Raw genomic sequence first — 18,914 nt, forward strand, 5'->3', positions numbered from 1 at the left:
ATCATTTACTATTATAATTTTGTAGAGTGAAATGACAAAGCGGATCGGAGCTCGCCCAATGGAAAGCGAAGTATATTCAGTCTGCAGGTGATGAAAAAAAGCATTCTTTCTTAAATGAATAAAACCCAGAACAATTATACGAATTTTTTAGGATATACGTATAATTGTTCGGAGTTATATTTGTTGAAATACTTATGTCCCAACCCATCTTAATATGTTTTTTCTCTATATAAAGTGCTAAAGCACGTAAAATGAACTATTGTAATATTATCTCTAATATAACTTCACTAATACAAAAAAATTCTCTTTTATTATTGCTCAATATCAACTTTATTGGCGGCAACCGGAACATCTAATTCTTTCGTTAGCTCAAATCCACCTACTTCTTTAACATTGGTATTCTCAAACTTTACTGTAGAATATTTAAAATCTTTTGCTGTTAATAAAATGGACTCAATTGCATGTAATGTTTTTTGATCTTCTTCCATTTTACTTTCATTAGATAAATGAACAACTAATTCTCCCTTGCTCTCGTCTTTTGAAACCTTATCAATATCAATAGTATCAGGGATGGAAGCTGACAAACCATGTGTGTCTATATTATTTTCCATGGCATCAAAAGCATTTTCAATCGTATCATATGGCTTTTCCCAAGGCACATATAATGGTTGATCATCTTGTTCATCATTCTCTAAAAGAAAATATGCTCTATTCTCTAACGGTTTATACTCAATACTTGTTTCTTCGCGATTTCCTAGTACTGCTCCTAGTTTACCGTCTGTATAAAACTCCATTTTCTTGGCGCCAATGGTTTGTAGTTGCTGCTGAACCATTGTATTAAAAAAGTCTTCGGAATGAGAACCAAAATTTGAAATTCCCTGTTTCACATTTACTTCGATGTAATCATCTTTTAAATCATATGCAAACATCTCTGGACTAATTGGGAAATAGCTGCTTAACTGTTTGTTGACGCCGATTACTTTCTTCACGTTTTCCACATACAAATCAAATCTAGACAGCTTATTTGTATTTTCCACTAAAATGCTGACAGGAACAATGACTAGGACATTTTTATCTGGTATTGGGTACGTTAATAATTCTTGCTTTCCTACCTCATCCTCGTAAATAGCCGATGGGATGAGTGAAGTAGTGAGCCTTTCTCCTTGTTCATCTGTCATGTCATAATTTTCACTTTCAGCGGTTTCAGCTATATCATAGCTTTTATTTTTCATTTCAGCAGAATTATCAGCCATCTTGCTTTCACGCTTAAAAGAGTCCTCTCTATTACTATCAAAGAAGCTTTGACTAATAATGAACAGGAGCATAAGCGTACATACGGTCGCCAGTACGGGCATTATTCTTCGCGATTTCCGTTCGCTCTTCTTTTTCATTTGGATTGTACGATAGATAAATTCTGGACTTCTCTCATCTTTTATATATGGCATCTGTTTAAGCACCAGTTTTATTTTGTCATCATTCCACTTTTGTTTCGGCATAAGAATCCTCCTTTCCATCATACTCTTCTAAAAAGTTGCGCAGTGCTTTTAAGGCACGGTGCTGGGTTGTTTTAACCTTGCTTTCTGTCCATCCTAGTGCTTTGGCTGTTTCCGCAATAGATAATTCTTGAATATACCGAAACACAATAACCATTCGTTGGTCTACTGTACAATATTGTAAGGCATGATAAACACCTTTTACTTCTTCTGCTTGCAAGGTGATTTCTTCTGGCAGAAATCCTTCTGCTTTTACTTGCTGTTTCGACCAGTCGAATTTATCCATAATACGGTCTTTCCAATTTTTTTGTTTGCGAAAGTGGTCAATTGCGACATTTCTTGCAATACTAAATAACCAGGTTTTCTCAGAGCTTTTCCCCTCAAAGCGATGATAAGATTTAAGTACACGAATATAGACCTCTTGCATTAAATCTTCGGCCGTTTCTTTATGGTTTACCATATAAAATAAAAATTGAAAAACGTCATGATGATACTTATTATAGATTTCATCAAAAACGGAGTTCATCTCATTCCCTCCCCCGTTCACTATATTAGTCGTAAGTTTAACTTATTTAGTTTCACTACTTATATGTAATTATTCTAATTTCCTTTATCCCATTAGTACGTAAACACAAGAAAAGATGCCCTGAAAAGTTTGACCTCACAAGTTATATCTGTATGTAATAATTTCATACATACAAAATGGAAAAATAGCTTGCAGGGTCAAATACTTTTTTAGACACCCCATACGTTCTATTATGTTAAATTGTTTCTTGTGAATCAAGAAGAATCGGCACATTCTCTAATTTTCTTCTTTATTTCGAGGTAAAAAGATAAAAAATGTCGTTCCTCGACCATATTTACTATAAACAGATATATCTCCCCCATGGGAATCAATAATATTTTTGACAATAGCTAATCCCAAGCCTGTCCCAGCATTACCTCTTGTTCTAGCTTTATCTGCTTTATAAAAGCGCTCGAAGACATATGGTAAATCTTCCTCTGGAATTCCAGAACCGGTATCCTCTACTTCTAGATACACTCCATAATCATCCGATCTGCCTCTTAAAAAAACTGTTCCACCACTTGGTGTATGGCGCATACTATTATCCATTATATTGGTTAGAACTTGTTCGATACGATCTGGATCAAGTTCGTACTCCCCAATATCCTCCGATATAGAGACAGTAAAGGTGATTTCTTTTTCTTTAGCGATGGCATTAAACTTTCTCGCTACCCGATTAATATATGGGTATAGATCAATTGTTTCCTTCCTTAATTCAAGATAACCTGTTTCCATTCTGGCTAAATCTAAAAATTCATTGACTAAACGACCCATGCGTAATGATTCATCATAAATAATTCGAGCCATCTCTCTCTTTTCTTCCTCTGACTCAGCAATATTATCGACAATCGCTTCACTGTATCCTTGTAACATACTTATAGGTGTTCTTAATTCGTGAGAAATATTGGCTATAAAATCGATCCGTAGCTTGTCTAATTTACGTTCCTCTGTCATGTCGCGAATGACGACAATCGCTCCTCTAATATCCTTCTTATCATATAAAGGGCTGACAATCATTACCCAGTTTCTTCCCTGTAAAGTGATTTCATCTATTTGTTCATTACCAGTATGAACAGCAAGCTGGAACAATTTACGTAATTCTTCTGGGATTTGTGCTTGCATATCACTTAATTCGCCTTTTTCATAATACCAATGCTGCAAAAATTTCTCAGCAGGAGGATTCGTAAGCAATAAACTACCATTTCGATTAAGGGTTAGCACTCCGTCTGCCATTCCACTTAGTATATTATCTAACTGCTCCTTTTCTTGACTTAAGGCGTTCATATTAAAATTTAACCTTTTCGCCATTTCATTAAATGCGATGGAAAGTTCGCCAATTTCATCCTGTGCCATAATGGGAACCTTAGCTGCAAAATTACCTTGGGCAACTTCAAATGCAGCTTCTCTCATCTTCCTTAACGGAGCAGTAATCCTTGTTAGTAGGAAAAAAGCAAAAATCGTTGTTAGAATAATCGCAATAACAGCTGCTAATACAATAAATTTGGCGGTAGATTGTTTAGATTCATTCATCGATTGTAAGGACTGATAAATAAAAACAGCTCCATCCTCTCCATTCACATGGAGAGGGGATCCGACAATCGCTACTTGTTCAGGTGTATTGTCTTTATTGTTTAATTCTGTCCTTACAACTGCTGTCTTATTGCTTGTCACCACCTTGTTTAAGTCTTCATTGCCCTGTATGAAAGAATAAGAAAGTTCTTGCAAGCCACTCTCTGGATAATAATACACTTGATCTGGAGAGGAAACGATGACAGCTCCTGTTGAATGATCAAGTAGTTCTCCTACAATTTCCAAACCTATTTGATTATTATGCTCTTTCATTATTTCCGATATTTTTGTGGCGGTATTTGTTAATTCTGTTTCCGTCTGCTCGGTATAATACTGCTCAAAATACTCAAGAAGCATAATTGTTAGAATCGTTAATACAACGGAGACCAACAATAAAAAAGTAATCCAAAGCTTAAATACTACGCTCCGCCAAAACTTCATCCATTGTTAACCTCAAACTTATATCCTACTCCCCAAACTGTTACAATCATGCTTGCTGCTTCTTCTGATACACGGTTTAACTTTTCTCTTAATCGTTTAACATGTGTATCAACCGTTCTTAAATCACCGAAAAATTCATAATGCCATACTTCTTTTAAGAGTAATTCTCTATCGAATACTTTATCTGGTGACTTAGCTAAGAAATATAGCAGTTCATATTCTTTTGGAGTTAAACTTACCTCTTTCCCACTAGCCAATACGCGGTGTGCATCATGATCAATAGTCAATGCTGGAAAGATGATGACATCTTTTGAAGAACTATCGCTTTGCTCAAAAGTCGTTTTGGTAGAGCGGCGTAATAAAGCTTTTACTCGCAGAACAACCTCTCTTGGACTAAATGGCTTTACGATATAGTCGTCTGTTCCGACTTCAAATCCTTGAACTCTATTTACTTCTTCTCCCTTGGCTGTAAGCATAATTACTGGAGTAGTCTTCTTTTCTCTTAGCTCCTTGCATACCTCCATACCATCTTTACCAGGCATCATTAGATCGAGTAAGATAACATCATAATCTGTGTTTAATGCCTTAGAAAGAGCGCTCATTCCGTCTTCCGCTTCTTCCACAATAAACTCTTCTCTTTCTAAGTACATCTTTAGAAGACGTCTAATTCTTTCTTCGTCATCTACCACTAGGATTTTTATTTCTTTCTCCATCGTTCATACCCTCCTAACAAAAATACACGAAACGATTATCTTTTTTTATTGTTTCGTTAGCTGCATGTATAAATAAATGCCATGTCTATTTGCAATAGCTATTTATCTTATCGTTTATTATTTATACTGCATTTCTCCAATAACATTGTAATTTATATAAATGATTTATCTAATCTTCCACAATTATTATAGCATTATTATCATGTAGATATTGTTATCATCCATTGCAATATGTGAAACTTTTATGAACATTTTTGTGTAATTTCTGTCGTATTAAGTAGGTAAACATTGTTATGCAATACAAGGATATAGACGCTGGAGAATACGAAAATATATACAGTTTATCCTTTTTTCTTTTGCGCTTCTGCTCTTAGTAATTTCACTTCATGTGCAGTTAATTCACGAGCATCTCCAGGCTGCAAGCCATTTAAATTTAGGAATGAATATCTTTCCCTTTTTAATTTCATTACAGGTGTTCCAATCGCTTCAAACATTCTTCTGACTTGGCGGTTTCTTCCTTCGTGAATCTTCAGTTCGACAATACTTGTTCCTTTTTTCTTATCAACAGAGAGAATTTTCGCCTTGGCAGGGGCTGTTTTTCCATCCTCTAGCATAATCCCTCTTTCGAGTTGCTTTACTTTCTCACGAGCAGGGATGCCTTTGACTTTTGCAACATATACCTTCTCAATTTCTCCTTTTGGATGCATCATAAGGTTTGCAAATTCCCCGTCATTTGTTAAAAGAATGATACCTGAAGTATCATAGTCTAATCGTCCTATAGGATAAATTCTTGCTTCAATCTCAGAAAAATAATCCGTTACAACTTTTCTTCCTTTATCATCATTGACACTAGAAATTACCCCTCTTGGTTTATAAAGGATAAAATAAACTGGTTCTTCCCTCTCAACAGGAATTCCACTTACCTCAATTTTATCATTAGAACCTACTTTCACACCTAGTTCTTTCACTGTTTTCCCATTAACTTTTACTTTTCCGTCAAGAATTAATTCCTCTGCTTTTCTTCTTGATGCAATTCCAGCGTGTGCAATTACTTTTTGTAGTCTTTCCATCTAAATCACCTCATCCAATTTCTCAACAGTAAAAAATGATTGATCATATTACAAAATATTTTATAAGCGTTTATTTTTTATCCTATTATGAAAATAGACTAATTTCAAAACCTTGATCGTTCTTTTTTTGCCATTCCTATGAATTATGACATAAATGGACGAAATTTCAAAGAAATCTTTAAAATTAGGGATCTACTCATTAAATAAGAATTTTTATATAGTTGGTTGTTATTTTTTCTCATTAACCTTAACAATCTTTTAGAACTCTCATAGAAAGAGAAAGAATCTGCCAAACAACAAAAAAATGCCTTAGGAAAAGTTCCAATACCCCAAACTTTCCCTAAGACATTTTATGATTATTTACCAAACATTAAAGTTACAACTAAAATAGCAGCAATAAATCCAATAAGATCCGCTAGTAATCCAACTTTCAAGGCATCCCCCATTTTCTTTATCCCTACTGCCCCAAAATAAACGGTCAATACATAAAGAGTGGTATCGGTGCTTCCTTGTATGACAGATGCAAGCCTGCCGATAAAGGAATCTGGACCATATGTTGCGATTAAATCACTTGTCATTCCCAATGCTGCATTTCCTGATATTGGTCTTATAATTGCTAATGGTGCTACTTCGGAGGGAACGCCGATAAAGTCTAATACAGGCTTAAGAAAACTCATAAAAAATTCTAATGCCCCAGATGCGCGAAAAATGGAGATAGAAACAAGCATTCCAACTAAATAGGGAATGATGGAGAACGCAATTTGTATTCCTTCTTTTCCACCTTCAACAAAGCTTTCATATGTTGGAACCTTTTTAAATGTTCCATACAGTAAAATAAACCCGATGAGGGAAGGAATCATCCACAATGAAATTAAAGATACTATCTCCATCACTCATCACCCTTTTCTCATTCTCTTATGGTAAAAATAGCGATCAATTAAAATCCCGCCTATACAGGAGAAAATGGTTGCAATAATAGTTGGGCCTACTATATCTGTCGGAGAAGCAGAATGGTAATTCATTCTGATAGCAATAACCGTTGTCGGAATTAAAGTAATACATGACGTATTTAAGGCAAGAAAAGTAATCATACTGTTACTTGCTGAATTCTTGCCCCCATTCAATCTTTTCAATTCTTCCATTGCTTTAATCCCTAGAGGTGTTGCAGCATTACCTAACCCAAATATATTAGCAATCATATTCGATAATATATACCCCATTGCTGGGTGGTTTTTTGGAACCTCGGGAAAAAGCTTTGCTACTATTGGTCTAAATAGATTTGTAAGCTTTTGAAGTAACCCAGCCTGTTCTGCTATTTTCATCATCCCCAGCCAAAAAACCAAAACACTTATAAGCCCAATACATATTGTTACCGCTTCTTTTGCTCCAGAAAAAATCGCTTTATTTACTTCATCCATCGTTCCATTAACTGCTGCAAAAACAATTCCTATAATAGCTAGCGCTGCCCAAATATAATTAACCATGCTTGCCAACCCCAGTCATTGCTGTAAACATATTCTTAAAATAATCTAGAAAGCTTTTTGATTCTTTTGCCTTAGTGTTTTTAAAATGAATAGGAACACTATCTACAAGTTTACTATCTAAATATATTTTTGCTTCTCCTACTATTTCAGGTACTTCCTCCTGATTTTTTTCCCATTCTTTCTTCACCTTTGTCAAACTATACTCAACCTTAAATAAATCTTCTTCTTTCTCTGTCACTGGGTATTCTAAATCAGACTTTATATATACTTTATTTTTATAAAATTTATTTTTAACTGTTTTTATTTTCCCTTCCTCAAGTACCTGCACTTTTTTATATGTTTTAAACGCGGTTTCAAACATATTAATATGATCATCCCAGTCATCCGGATCATTTAACGTTACTGCTATATATTCTACTCCATCCTTTTCCGCTGTACTGACCAATGTTCTTTTTGCTCTCTTTGTATACCCTGTTTTTCCTCCTGTTGAATGTTCATATAGACTTGTTAAAAGTTTGTTTTTGTTCCTCCAGACCCGATCCCACTCATTGTTTGTACTTTCCGAACGATAGCTTTTTGTCCCAGCAATTTTTTTATATGTATCATTATTCATTGCGTAACGGGTAAGCAGTGCCATATCGTAAGCTGTAGAATAATGGTCTTCATGATCATCAAGTCCATGGGGATTAGCAAAATGAGTGTTTTTCATGCCGATTTCTTCTGCTTTTTGATTCATTAAATAGACGAAGCCATCTAGACTTCCACCAACAGTTTCAGCAATAGCAACTGCGGCATCATTTCCTGAGCGAAGCATCAATCCATATACAAGATCTTCAAGCTTAATTTTTTCCCCTTCCTGTAAGTAGATAGATGATCCTTCCGTTCTAATTGCATTACTACTAACAGTCACTGTATCCTCTAATTTTCCAGACTCCACCGCAAGGAGCGCGGTCATTATTTTTGTTATACTAGCAATTCTTCTTTTTGTATGTGCGTCCTTTTCAAAAATAACTCGTCCAGAATCTTGTTCCATTAATATCGCACTTTGTGCACTTACATACATTTGTGCACTGCTTTTTTGGGGAATAGCGAGAAACAGAATGGAGGTAATGATTGTAAGAATAATAAGTTTACGTAATTTCATTTAACACAACCTCGTCTCCTTTAATGGTTTGTACAAGTTTATGAAAAAAAAGACAAGCATATGACTAATAAATAGAGCTTCCTAGCAAATAAAATATGCAGTCCTAAAAGGGACTGCATATTTTATAGCATATATCTCTGTTATTTTTAAATTATAGTTATGACTTCCCTTTAATAGGGGCGTCATTTCAATTCACTTGCTTTTAAAAATCGATTTTCAACATCTTTCCAATTAACAATGTTCCACCAATTATCTACATAATCGCCTCTATTGTTTTTGTATTGCAAATAGTATGCATGTTCCCAAACATCAAGTACTAATAATGGAATGGTGTCCCACTGGGTTAACAGCATATGTCGTTCGGATTGAAGAACTTCTAGGCGCCTTGCTCTTGGAGACCATACTAAAAGCGCCCAACCAACACCTTCCACCGCTTTTGCTGCTTCTGAAAAGTGATTTTTAAAAGCATTAAAACTACCAAAATAGCTCCTTATTTCCTCCATTAATGCACCTTTGGGCTTGCCTCCACCATTAGGGCTCATATTATTCCAAAAAATTGTATGGAGATAATGTCCTGAACCATGAAATGCCAGCTCTCTAGACCAATGTTTCACAAGGGCAAAATCATTATTTTTTCTTGCCTCTTTTAGTTTCTCTTCTGCCTTATTCAGTCCTGTCACATAGGATTGATGATGCTTTTGATGATGGAGCTCCATAATCTCCTTTGAAATATAAGGTTCTAGGGCATCATAAGCATATGCTAACTGCGGCAATTGATGCTCTCCGGCTGCAATTGTCGGCTCCTTTATAAATATTGTTCCAAGCTGTTGTCTTTGGGCAAAATAGCTTTCCATTTGTTCATGAAGCTCTTCTGCTTCATGCTGAATTCTAATTAATTCCTCTGTTTCAATTGGTTTTCTTTGAACACCTTCCATTAACTGCGAAAATTTATCAAGCCTTTTCCAAATACTCTCTTCCTTTTGAACTTCTTCCGATTCTAATAACTGCTTTAATTCCTGGTTCCAAATTAACACATTTCTAACATATTCATTATAACTACTCATCTATGTGCCAACTCCATTTCCTCCATTATCGTTCTTATAAAAGGTATGATAAAAGGATGAGCATCATGTCTTTAAATTACCTCTTTACTGATCTTGTTGGATGTACTCTATGTAGTTTTTCTTAAATGCGTGGAATTTGGACACAATTATTCGAGCAAAAGATAAACCTTCTTTTTTAAAATAATAAAAAAGTATCTAAGCCACTGCCTAGATACTCCTTTTTTATTCTTCTATTTGCTGAAACGATTCAAAAAACAAATCAGCCTCTTCTTGATTAAACTCTTCTTCCTTTTCTGTCAATGGAGGTAATTCCCCAATATTCTTTAATCCGAAGTGATCCAAGAATTCTTTGGTTGTTCCATATAGAATGGCTCTTCCCGCTCCCTCTGCTCTACCCACTTCTTTAATGAGCGCTTTTGCTGAAAGCGTATGAAGAGGTCTTTCCGTTTTCACCCCTCTAATTTCCTCAATTTCTGCACGTGTAATCGGCTGCTTATATGCAATGATTGCCAATGTTTCAAGAGCTGCCTGTGATAAGGTAGATGCATGTGGGGATTCCACTAACTTTTTTAGATACTCCGAATGCTCTTTCTTTGTGGCAAATTGATACGTACCAGCGATTTCAATAATAGAAATTCCTCTTGTTTTATCCTTACGATAATTTTTTATTAGCTCATCTATTAATTGTTCTACTTCTAATTGCTCCATATCTAAAACATGCATTAATTGCTTGATCGTTAATCCTTCATCTCCCGCGGCAAAGAGAAGACTTTCAACGATTGCTTTCCAATCATTCACTTTCAATCTGTTATTCAACTTCCTTTCCCATTACAAAAATATCTGCAAAGTTTCCTTCTTGTTCTACAAATATTTGTCGACGCTTTAAAAGTTCTAAAATTGCCAAAAAAGTCACGACAATATGTGATTTTGTGGCGACTGGAAAAAGGTCTTCAAAAGATGTTCTCTCTCTTCTAGTTCTTAAAAACCCGACAATTTCTTCCATTCGACTTTCTATTGGAATTTCTTGCCGCGTGATTTTTGTTGCTAACGGTGACTGTAACTTTTTACGTTTTAGCAATTTTTGAAAGGCAGCAAGCATATCATATAAAGAAACATCTAACTCTTGTTTGATGCTTTCTTCATTACTTACGTTAAAATCTGATAAATCACTTGGAGGTCTCGTAAATATAAGCCCTCTTTCCAATTCCATCTCTTTTAGATCATCTGCAGCCTCTTTAAATTTACGATATTCTACTAACCTCTCAATTAGCTCTTCTCGTGAATCTTCTTCCGGCTCATACATTAAATCGTCATCTAATAACTCTTCTTCATGCTTTGGTAAAAGCATTTTACTCTTAATCGCTAAAAGAGTTGCTGCCATCACCAAAAATTCACTCGCTACGTCTAATTGTAACACTTGCATGGCATGAACATAATCTAAATATTGTTCGGTAATTTCTGCGACGTTAATATCATAAATATCAATTTCCAATTTATTGATTAAATGAAGAAGTAAATCTAATGGTCCTTCAAAACTATCAATTTTCACATTATATTGCATTATTCTCACCAAAATCCTAATAGAATCCCTTTAACTTAATAATGATAGTATTAATATAAACGAAACACAATAGTTATCCAACAGAAAAATCACCATTTCCCTAATTTTAAGTCTTATCGTTACATTTTTTATCATTTATCGATATAATAACAGACATGTAATGGATCCTTTAACCCCATTTTAATTTCAGTAAAGAATAAGGAGATAATAATGTATCCAAATGAATATATAGAGTTTCTTGTACATTTTCATTGCGATCAAGATTATTTTGAGTGTCATGAAATTTTAGAGGAATATTGGAAAAAAGTCGATAGTGGCAATAAAGATTCTATTTGGGTAGGATTTATTCTCTTAGCAGTATCTGCCTATCATCATCGCCGAAAAAATTTTAAAGGAGCAGAAAAAACGCTTATAAAAAGCATGCAGTTATTAGAAAAGAAGCAGGAAATAATTAAGAAATTAGGTCTCGATGCCTCAAAATTACTTCTTTTATTAAAGCTACAAGAAAAGCATATTAAACAGCAACTTGCCTTCTGTACCTATCATTTACCATTTACAGACCCTAACTTAGAAATGAACTGTATCGAATCAGCACATATAAAGGGACTGAAATGGAAAAATAGTGAGCCGGTTCCTTTTGAAATCATTCATCGTCATATAAGCCGAGATAGAAGTATGGTTATAAAGGAACGAGAAAACGCACTGCTTCAAAGAAAACAAAAGGATAAGCACCTTTAATAGTGCCGTCCTTATCACAAAAGAGGTGTTTTCTTAAAGAACCAATTCAATGGATTCTTCCTAGAAAACACCTCTTTTTTATTTATCTACTTGAACACCATCGTTACACTTAGATAAAAAATTGACAATTAATTCATTTGATTTTAATGTACGGTTCGGATAAAGACCTTTCACAGCTTGAACCATAGCTTTTCCAACACCTTGATGGCGATGAGATGGATTAACAGTTATATGCTGGATGGTAATGGAAGATTCATCTTCAAAGATAACGCCTATTAAGCCAATAATATCTTCCTCTTCCTTCCATAAAAATAATTGCCAATTTTCTTCCGACTCATATTGTTTAATTGTTTGTTGTAATACTTTTAAATCTTTTTCTGCAGGCATAAAAGAAAGCAATCCCATTGCAATCTTTTCAAATGCCTTTTTATATCGAATAATCATTAATATCCCTCATTATTTTTAAAACATATTCACTAACAGTTTTCCCATCAAAAATAAGATTCAATCAATCTCCTGATGTTAAATTAAAAATTTTTCATCTGTACGAAACTGAAACGAATTATTACCATCCTCTTCCTTTTTGTAAGAATCATTTAGGACCGCCCCAAAAATATGATAAATGTTATTGGTTCTATCATACATAAATTAGCGGTATTCTTCAATGAAAATCTTTTAAGCATAAGGATTCATTCTATCCATGCCAAATTACCCTTATAGAGATAATACTATTTATCCAAGTCTTTCTTCCGTATACATCTTTGAAGAGAATTTTTTGAGGACTTCTAAAATTCTGCTTGTCCCTCCTCGTCTTCATTTCTAAATAGCTAGCCACTAAATGTTTTAAACATTTATTACTATTACCCTTCCCTTTACTAGCTTTACTTCTTAATATTCCTGCCCGTTGATTGCTTTCTTGTTAGCCCGAACAAAGCAACTCTGAATTCTATACATAAAGATATTGAGAAAATAACTATCTAGCTTCTAAAAGGAAAAAACCTTTACTTTCCAATCTAAATCAAATTATTTACCACTTTAAATTTATTTAATACTATATAAAATATGCATATATATGTTAAAAAGCTACACAAAAACTTCATTTTTTCAGGAGTTACGGTGAATAATAAAGGGAAAGAAGACAATAAAACTAAAATAAGAAACTTATTGTAGTTGAATTACGTCTATTAGATGTAGTTATTTTAGATCACGGAAATTTATGCTATTTTATCAAATATGGATAGCCCTACTTTTCACCTAGTTCTGCAGAAGGAAAACAGGAGGTAAACGAATGAAAAAAAATAAATGGATATGGATGGTTCTAGCTTTCTTACTATTAATACCGATTCCAGCTTATGCTGATGTAGCAGTTGGGGACATGATTGTTACACTTGGTGAAAACTTAACAGCCGAACAAAAACAGCTTTTATTAACTGAAATGAAAGCACCTGAAGATGCAGAAATTATTACTGTTTCTAATAAAGAAGAGCATCAATATTTAGGAAAGTACATTTCAAAATCGTTAATTGGTACTAGAGCAATCTCTTCTTCGGCCATTACAATCGGGGACAAAGGTACTGGAATTCAAGTTACTACCAAAAATATTAATTGGGTCACGGACGAAATGTATATTAATGCCTTGATTACTGCCGGGGTAAAGGATGCAAAAATTTATATTACTGCGCCTATTGAAGTTTCTGGTACAGCTGCATTAACAGGAATTATTAAAGCATACGAAGTCTCTACAGATACTGTTATCCCAGAAGACGTAAAGCAAGCTGCCAATGAAGAGATGGTGGAGACAGCTAATTTAGGGGAAGATATTGGCCAAGAGGAAGCCACTGCTTTAATGGCTAAAGTGAAGGAGCAAATAGCAGAGCAAAAACCAAAAACAGTTGAAGAAATACAAACAATTATTCAAGATTCTGCTAAAGAATTAAATATCAGTTTAACGGATGAACAGCTTCAAAGTCTTATTTCTTTCTTTAATAAATTAAAAGAACTTAATATTGACTGGAATCAAGTTGGAAATCAGCTGAGTGAAGCAAAGGATAAATTAACGGGCTATTTAGAAAGCGAAGAAGGAAAAGGATTTTTAGCAAAGATTAAAGAAGTCTTTACAAGTATTGTTGAAGCAATCAAATCTTTCTTCTCTTAACTATTATTTACTCAAGTAAAAAAGGGAGTCTTAGCGACTCCCTTTTTTAGCTTTATTTTTTTAATGAAGCTGTTTCTTTTAATGGCAAGTCTAAGCGTAATAAATCTTCAAATGATTCTCTCTTCACTACCACTCTTGCTTCTCCATTTTCCACGAACACAACAGGTGGTCTTGGGATTCGATTATAATTGTTTGCCATCGAATATCCGTATGCTCCTGTACAGAATACAGCAAGTACATCATGATCGCCTGCTTTAGGTAAAGGAAGGTCCCAAATAAGCATATCTCCTGATTCACAGCATTTTCCTGCAATGGAAACTGTTTCATCTGGGGCTTGCAGCGGTTTATTTGCCAGCACTGCTTCATATTTGGCCTGATATAAAGCAGGACGAATATTATCGCTCATTCCTCCATCAATTGCTAAATATTTTCTAACATTCGGTACTTCCTTTCGTGAACCGATTTTATATAAAGTAGTTCCTGCATCCCCTACAAGAGATCTGCCTGGCTCAATCCAAATTTCCGGCATTTGCATTTCTAAGTTGTTTACTTGTTCTTTTACTTCCTTGATAATTACTTCTACATACTCAGCTGGCTGAATAGGCTGGTCTTCCTCGGTATAACGAATACCAAATCCACCACCTAAATTTAATACTTTTGATTCAAAATGATGATTGGCTTTCCATTCTGATAAATGTGCCATTATTTTTTGGGCAGCGAGAACAAAACCTGTTGTATCAAAAATCTGAGACCCAATATGACAATGAAGGCCTAGTACCTCTATGAACGGCGATTTAATCGCTTCTAACAACGCTTTTTCTGCTTGTCCATTTTGTAAATCAAACCCAAATTTAGAATCTTCTTGACCAGTTAAAATATAATCATGAGTATGTGCCTCAATTCCAGGCGTCACTCTTAGTAAGATCGACATTTTCCTATTTTTTTCTTCACATAGTTGAGTAAGCATTTCAAGCTCATAAAAATTATCGACAACAATGCAGCCAATCTGTTCGTCAATTGCCATCAATAGTTCTTCTTTACTTTTATTATTCCCATGAAAATGGATTCTTTCTACAGGGAAATCTGCAGCAATTGCAGTATATAACTCACCACCGGAAACTACATCTAATGATAAGCCTTCTTCGTTTGCTAGTTGAACCATTGCTATAGTAGAAAAAGCTTTGCTTGCATAAGCCACTTGCGCTTTTACTCCAAGCTGATCAAAAGTCTCCTTAAAACCTTTCGCCCTTTCTCTAATTAATTCAACATCATATACATAAACAGGTGTTCCAAATTTTTCGACTAATTCCAGTGTATCGACTCCACCTATTTCAAGATGACCTGCATCGTTCACTTTTGAAGTTCCGTAATAGTGCATGGATTCCCCTCTATTCTTCTATAAAATTATATCTCCTATTAAAAACAGACAGTCTACTTAACGAAGAACTTGTCTGTGTGTGAAACATATAAATATCATCATAATTAACATTAGTCTCACTGTGATAAACTTGTGAAAGGAGCGCTAATGAAAGTTTCACTTTATTAATAACTCTGTTTAATTATCCAAATGTACCATAAATTCAGCCAATTCTCAAGTGGCTGTTCAGCTAATTTAACAAAGGAGCGGACAGATTATTCCCTCTATTAATAAGAAGTAATCTGTCCGCATAAATATACTTTTACTACCTCTTAAATCGATCCTGTGGATGCAAATGACTTGGTCTAATTTTATTTCCTGGAACCGCACGGCGAATGATAATTTGGGCCAAAGCTATTGGATGAAAAGGAATAAATGGCCATAGATAAGGCACATTTAATGTTGTTGTTCGAATTAAGAATAGAAGATACAGGGTCATTCCAATAACAAAGCCAGGAGTATGAAAAATAGCTACAACGATTAACAAGACAAGCCGAACAATTTTGTTAGCGATCCCAAGTTCATAACTAGGTGTAGCAAAGTTACCAATTGCAGCAACTGATACATACAGAATAACTTCTGGAACAAATAGTCCTACATCAATCGCAATTTGCCCAATGAGAACAGCTGCTATCAATCCCATTGCGGTTGACAATGGTGTTGGTGTATGAATGGCCGCAATCCTTAAAAATTCAAGCCCGAGGTCTGCAATGAAAATCTGTACAACAATTGGAATGTTTGTTGTTTCATTTGGTCCGATAAAAGCAAGCCTTTCTGGCAGCAGGGATGGCTCCAGCACAGCTAAAAACCAAAATGGCAGGAAAAAGATAGAGGCGATAATCCCTAAAAACCGAACCCATCTCACAAAGGTTCCAACCATAGGTGATTGTCTATATTCCTCTGCATGCTGCAAATGATGAAAAAAAGTAGCTGGTGTTATAATGACACTTGGAGATGTATCGACATAGATAATGACATGGCCTTCTAATAAATGAGTTGCAGCTACATCTGCTCGTTCCGTATATCTTACGAGAGGATAAGGATTATAGCCTTGCTTTAATAAAAACTCTTCAATCGTTTTATCAGCCATTGTTAGTCCATCTGTTTTTAAGTTTTTCATTTCCTTTTTTACAATTTCAATTAAATCAGGATCCGCCACTCCATCAATATACCCTACGGCAATATCGGTTTTAGAACGCTCTCCCACTCTCATAATTTCAAAGCGTAATCGTTCATCTCTAATTCTTCTTCTTGTGATGGCAGTGTTTACGATAATATTCTCAACAAACCCATCACGTGAACCTCTGACTACCTTTTCCGTATCGGGTTCTTCTGGCATTCTTCCTGGATAACTTCGCACATCAATAATAAGACCATGATCATAACCTTCAATAACAACTGCTACTAATCCAGACAGAACTTGGTCGACTAATTCATCCATTTTTTCAATAACTTGTACACTTTGGTGGACCAATTGATTCTGAATAATATCAAATGTATCTCTTGCTTGTGATTTACGATCCGCATCATTTAAAAATAGTAGCTGCTCCAATAATTCTGCAATCAACACACTATCGCATAATCCATTTACATAATATAAATTAACTTCTTTTCGCATTACTTTAAATTTTCGAACACCCAGATCGAAGCTAGTTCCAAGCCCGACCCGATCCTTCATATACTTTTCGATTTTATCTAGTTCTTCGTATATTTGGATCTTCTTTTCTGTCTTGCTGCTCATAAAAACCACTTCTTTCTAAAATATATTCTACTGCTTTCCGTGTAATCGGGGCGCCTTTTTCATAAGAGTCCTTTTTCCCCATCTTCCCAATGTCCCCAATACCAACAACAAGGGGAAGATTTAATTCATCTAGAATATACACAGTATCTCCATTAACTCTTCCTAACTCCATTTCTGGAATTCCATATTTGTCAACACCATATGGCGTCAATTCACCATCTTGGTCGATGGCAACATCTATTTTTGTCCATTCCTCTCGTCTTGTTCTGCTTGCTACTGCAAGTACTCCCAAGACTTCTAAATCAGGATGAGTAGCTATGTACTTTAGTGCATTCTCGCCATTTCCTTCTCCCACAAAGCCGCTATCATCAAACATGACTAAGACTGGATCATTTTTTGCTTGCTTAATAAAAGATAATATTTCCTCTCCGCTATGATTACTTGGATTACCGAAGGAGGTAGAAATACATCTTCCCCCAATCTCCTTTGCAACCATTTCAACAGCTCTTCTGGCATATTCATCTCCATCTGTTATAAGGATTACCTTTCTCCTATTTTCCATTTCCCATACTTCCTTTCTGTCTCCATTACATTCAGCCTCAAGGAATAAAATATACCCAATGAAATAAGGAGCCAAAGATCTTACCAAATACAAGAGCCATCATTAATACCAATAACTTGTCATCAATTCCAATTCGCTTTGCTAAAAGGGGGAATACATCCAGCACTTCTGTTAATGCTGCTGCTATCATCCCAATATAAATTCCTCCAGCAATGCCCATTATGATAAGCAGAAATGATGGTAAGGAAAAACTAGGTTCTCTCAAAAAAGCAAGTGTCCCAGAAACAGCTCCTAAAACAGCAGCCCATTCATATGCATAAATCTTACTAAATGTTTTTGTTAGCTGTGTCAGTCTTGGGATAATACCGAATACGGTTAAAAAGGCAACGTAACCAGCCCCAACGGTTATTCCCCACGCTAAACCGACAAAGATTACAAATAAGATATTAATGATCATCTAGTTTTTTTATGCTTTCTTTATTTTCATGCATAATCATGAACTGATCTAAGGACTGCTGATAATTGAATACTTCCACTTCTAATGGACTAGGCTCTTCATTAAGGCGTTTCTTAAACACATGGTTGAAAAAAATGACCATTCCAAGACCTAATCCTACAGAATAAGGAATCTGAAAAATTAATGGTTTTTCAATCTCCTTCCCTGTAATCATTTTATAAACTCTCTGATGAACAGATTGCATGCTTACATCTTCATGAAAGTTCATAATCGTTAATCCAGAACCAATAAAAAGTAATAGCCAAACCAAGATAAATAACGGAAGTGTCACTTTTCTCTTCTTAAAAACAACCTCAATGATCGTTTGAGCTGGTCCAATTAGTTGGATTTCAACTTCTTTATGGATTTTTTTAATTTCACGAATAACTAGCGTACTATCAATAATGATTATATTCTTATCTTGTTCTGTAATATGGTATAGACATACATCCTTTAGTGTAGACAGCAATTCATCTGTTGCAATTATTTGTGCAAGGTCTTTCAGAAATATCCGTTCATTTGACTTTTTTTGAATGCGATGTCTCATTCTGATATATATTGTCTCTGCCATTTTTTCACGTCCTAACACGTTGTTTTCACCATGACTGTAGTATTCGATTATCATGATAAAATTATGAAAGTCTGTTAAATGGTAATTTTTTCACTTTTTATATAAAAACAAAATAGCCGCTAATCCACGA

The 18,914-nt window shown here is 34.9% G+C and carries 19 protein-coding genes; 2 read left to right on the forward strand and 17 right to left on the reverse strand.

The annotated features are described in order from the left end of the window. Window positions 1-311: 311 nt before the first annotated feature. From NSQ92_RS12840 to NSQ92_RS12890, 11 genes are all read right to left on the reverse strand, one after another. The gene (locus NSQ92_RS12840; RefSeq protein ID WP_341152831.1) at window positions 312-1,496 is read right to left on the reverse strand and encodes a GerMN domain-containing protein; all 1,185 of its coding nucleotides are present in this window, start codon (window positions 1,494-1,496) and stop codon (window positions 312-314) included. Then, the gene (gene sigX / locus NSQ92_RS12845) at window positions 1,474-2,019 is read right to left on the reverse strand and encodes an RNA polymerase sigma factor SigX (protein WP_047940333.1); all 546 of its coding nucleotides are present in this window, start codon (window positions 2,017-2,019) and stop codon (window positions 1,474-1,476) included. The genes NSQ92_RS12840 and sigX overlap by 23 nt, the downstream gene beginning before the upstream one ends. Before the next feature lie 276 nt (window positions 2,020-2,295). Then, on the reverse strand, window positions 2,296-4,068 hold the full coding sequence (locus tag NSQ92_RS12850; protein ID WP_251687711.1) for an ATP-binding protein: 1,773 nt from the start codon (window positions 4,066-4,068) through the stop codon (window positions 2,296-2,298). After that, a complete protein-coding gene (locus NSQ92_RS12855; RefSeq protein ID WP_047940331.1) occupies window positions 4,065-4,781 on the reverse strand; it encodes a response regulator transcription factor in 717 nt (238 codons plus the stop codon). Before NSQ92_RS12855 ends, NSQ92_RS12850 begins: the two co-directional genes overlap by 4 nt. Window positions 4,782-5,122: 341 nt before the next feature. Further along, window positions 5,123-5,851, reverse strand: coding sequence for a 23S rRNA pseudouridine(2605) synthase RluB (rluB, locus tag NSQ92_RS12860; RefSeq protein WP_047940330.1), 729 nt, complete (start codon window positions 5,849-5,851; stop codon window positions 5,123-5,125). Window positions 5,852-6,207: 356 nt separating this feature from the next. Further along, the gene (locus tag NSQ92_RS12865) at window positions 6,208-6,741 is read right to left on the reverse strand and encodes a spore maturation protein (RefSeq protein ID WP_047940329.1); all 534 of its coding nucleotides are present in this window, start codon (window positions 6,739-6,741) and stop codon (window positions 6,208-6,210) included. Window positions 6,742-6,747: 6 nt separating this feature from the next. Beyond that, window positions 6,748-7,335, reverse strand: coding sequence for a nucleoside recognition domain-containing protein (locus tag NSQ92_RS12870; RefSeq protein WP_047940328.1), 588 nt, complete (start codon window positions 7,333-7,335; stop codon window positions 6,748-6,750). Next, entirely contained in the window at window positions 7,328-8,479 is a 1,152-nt protein-coding gene (locus NSQ92_RS12875) for a D-alanyl-D-alanine carboxypeptidase family protein (protein WP_341132650.1), read from the reverse strand. The genes NSQ92_RS12870 and NSQ92_RS12875 overlap by 8 nt, the downstream gene beginning before the upstream one ends. 182 nt (window positions 8,480-8,661) lie before the next feature. After that, window positions 8,662-9,543, reverse strand: a complete 882-nt coding sequence (locus tag NSQ92_RS12880) for a superoxide dismutase (RefSeq protein WP_341152832.1) — start codon at window positions 9,541-9,543, stop codon at window positions 8,662-8,664. Between the two features lie 222 nt (window positions 9,544-9,765). Beyond that, window positions 9,766-10,347, reverse strand: coding sequence for an SMC-Scp complex subunit ScpB (scpB, locus tag NSQ92_RS12885; RefSeq protein WP_061798302.1), 582 nt, complete (start codon window positions 10,345-10,347; stop codon window positions 9,766-9,768). Window positions 10,348-10,351: 4 nt separating this feature from the next. Beyond that, window positions 10,352-11,104, reverse strand: a complete 753-nt coding sequence (locus tag NSQ92_RS12890; RefSeq protein ID WP_082138214.1) for a segregation/condensation protein A — start codon at window positions 11,102-11,104, stop codon at window positions 10,352-10,354. Window positions 11,105-11,314: 210 nt separating this feature from the next. Here NSQ92_RS12890 and NSQ92_RS12895 point away from each other — a divergent pair, with 210 nt between their 5' ends. Beyond that, the gene (locus NSQ92_RS12895) at window positions 11,315-11,842 is read left to right on the forward strand and encodes a DUF309 domain-containing protein (RefSeq protein ID WP_144580883.1); all 528 of its coding nucleotides are present in this window, start codon (window positions 11,315-11,317) and stop codon (window positions 11,840-11,842) included. 78 nt (window positions 11,843-11,920) lie between these two features. Here the strand turns inward: NSQ92_RS12895 and NSQ92_RS12900 are convergent, their stop codons facing one another. Then, window positions 11,921-12,286, reverse strand: a complete 366-nt coding sequence (locus NSQ92_RS12900) for a GNAT family N-acetyltransferase (protein ID WP_047940323.1) — start codon at window positions 12,284-12,286, stop codon at window positions 11,921-11,923. A gap of 844 nt (window positions 12,287-13,130) precedes the next feature. On the opposite strand from NSQ92_RS12900, the gene NSQ92_RS12905 reads away from it, so the two are divergent. Further along, the gene (locus NSQ92_RS12905) at window positions 13,131-13,997 is read left to right on the forward strand and encodes a DUF1002 domain-containing protein (protein WP_047940322.1); all 867 of its coding nucleotides are present in this window, start codon (window positions 13,131-13,133) and stop codon (window positions 13,995-13,997) included. Between the two features lie 52 nt (window positions 13,998-14,049). Here the strand turns inward: NSQ92_RS12905 and lysA are convergent, their stop codons facing one another. The 5 genes from lysA to NSQ92_RS12930 all read right to left on the reverse strand — a co-directional run bounded on the left by lysA (window position 14,050) and on the right by NSQ92_RS12930 (window position 18,784). Beyond that, window positions 14,050-15,375 carry a diaminopimelate decarboxylase gene (gene lysA, locus NSQ92_RS12910; RefSeq protein WP_047940321.1) on the reverse strand — a complete coding sequence of 442 codons (1,326 nt, stop codon included), beginning with the start codon at window positions 15,373-15,375 and terminating at the stop codon, window positions 14,050-14,052. Window positions 15,376-15,679: 304 nt separating this feature from the next. Beyond that, window positions 15,680-17,155, reverse strand: a complete 1,476-nt coding sequence (locus NSQ92_RS12915; RefSeq protein ID WP_047940320.1) for a spore germination protein — start codon at window positions 17,153-17,155, stop codon at window positions 15,680-15,682. Further along, window positions 17,106-17,717, reverse strand: coding sequence for a stage V sporulation protein AE (locus tag NSQ92_RS12920; RefSeq protein WP_047940319.1), 612 nt, complete (start codon window positions 17,715-17,717; stop codon window positions 17,106-17,108). Before NSQ92_RS12920 ends, NSQ92_RS12915 begins: the two co-directional genes overlap by 50 nt. A 37-nt stretch (window positions 17,718-17,754) precedes the next feature. Next, window positions 17,755-18,174 (reverse strand): stage V sporulation protein AB, encoded by a 420-nt coding sequence (locus NSQ92_RS12925; protein WP_152679991.1) that lies wholly within the window; start codon window positions 18,172-18,174, stop codon window positions 17,755-17,757. Then, window positions 18,164-18,784: a stage V sporulation protein AA gene (locus NSQ92_RS12930; protein WP_341152833.1), complete on the reverse strand. Its 621-nt coding sequence runs from the start codon at window positions 18,782-18,784 to the stop codon at window positions 18,164-18,166. Before NSQ92_RS12930 ends, NSQ92_RS12925 begins: the two co-directional genes overlap by 11 nt. Window positions 18,785-18,914: the final 130 nt, after the last annotated feature.

The sequence above is a fragment of the Niallia sp. FSL M8-0099 genome, assembly GCF_038006945.1.
GTDB classification, from domain to species: Bacteria; Bacillota; Bacilli; order Bacillales; family Cytobacillaceae; genus Niallia; species Niallia circulans.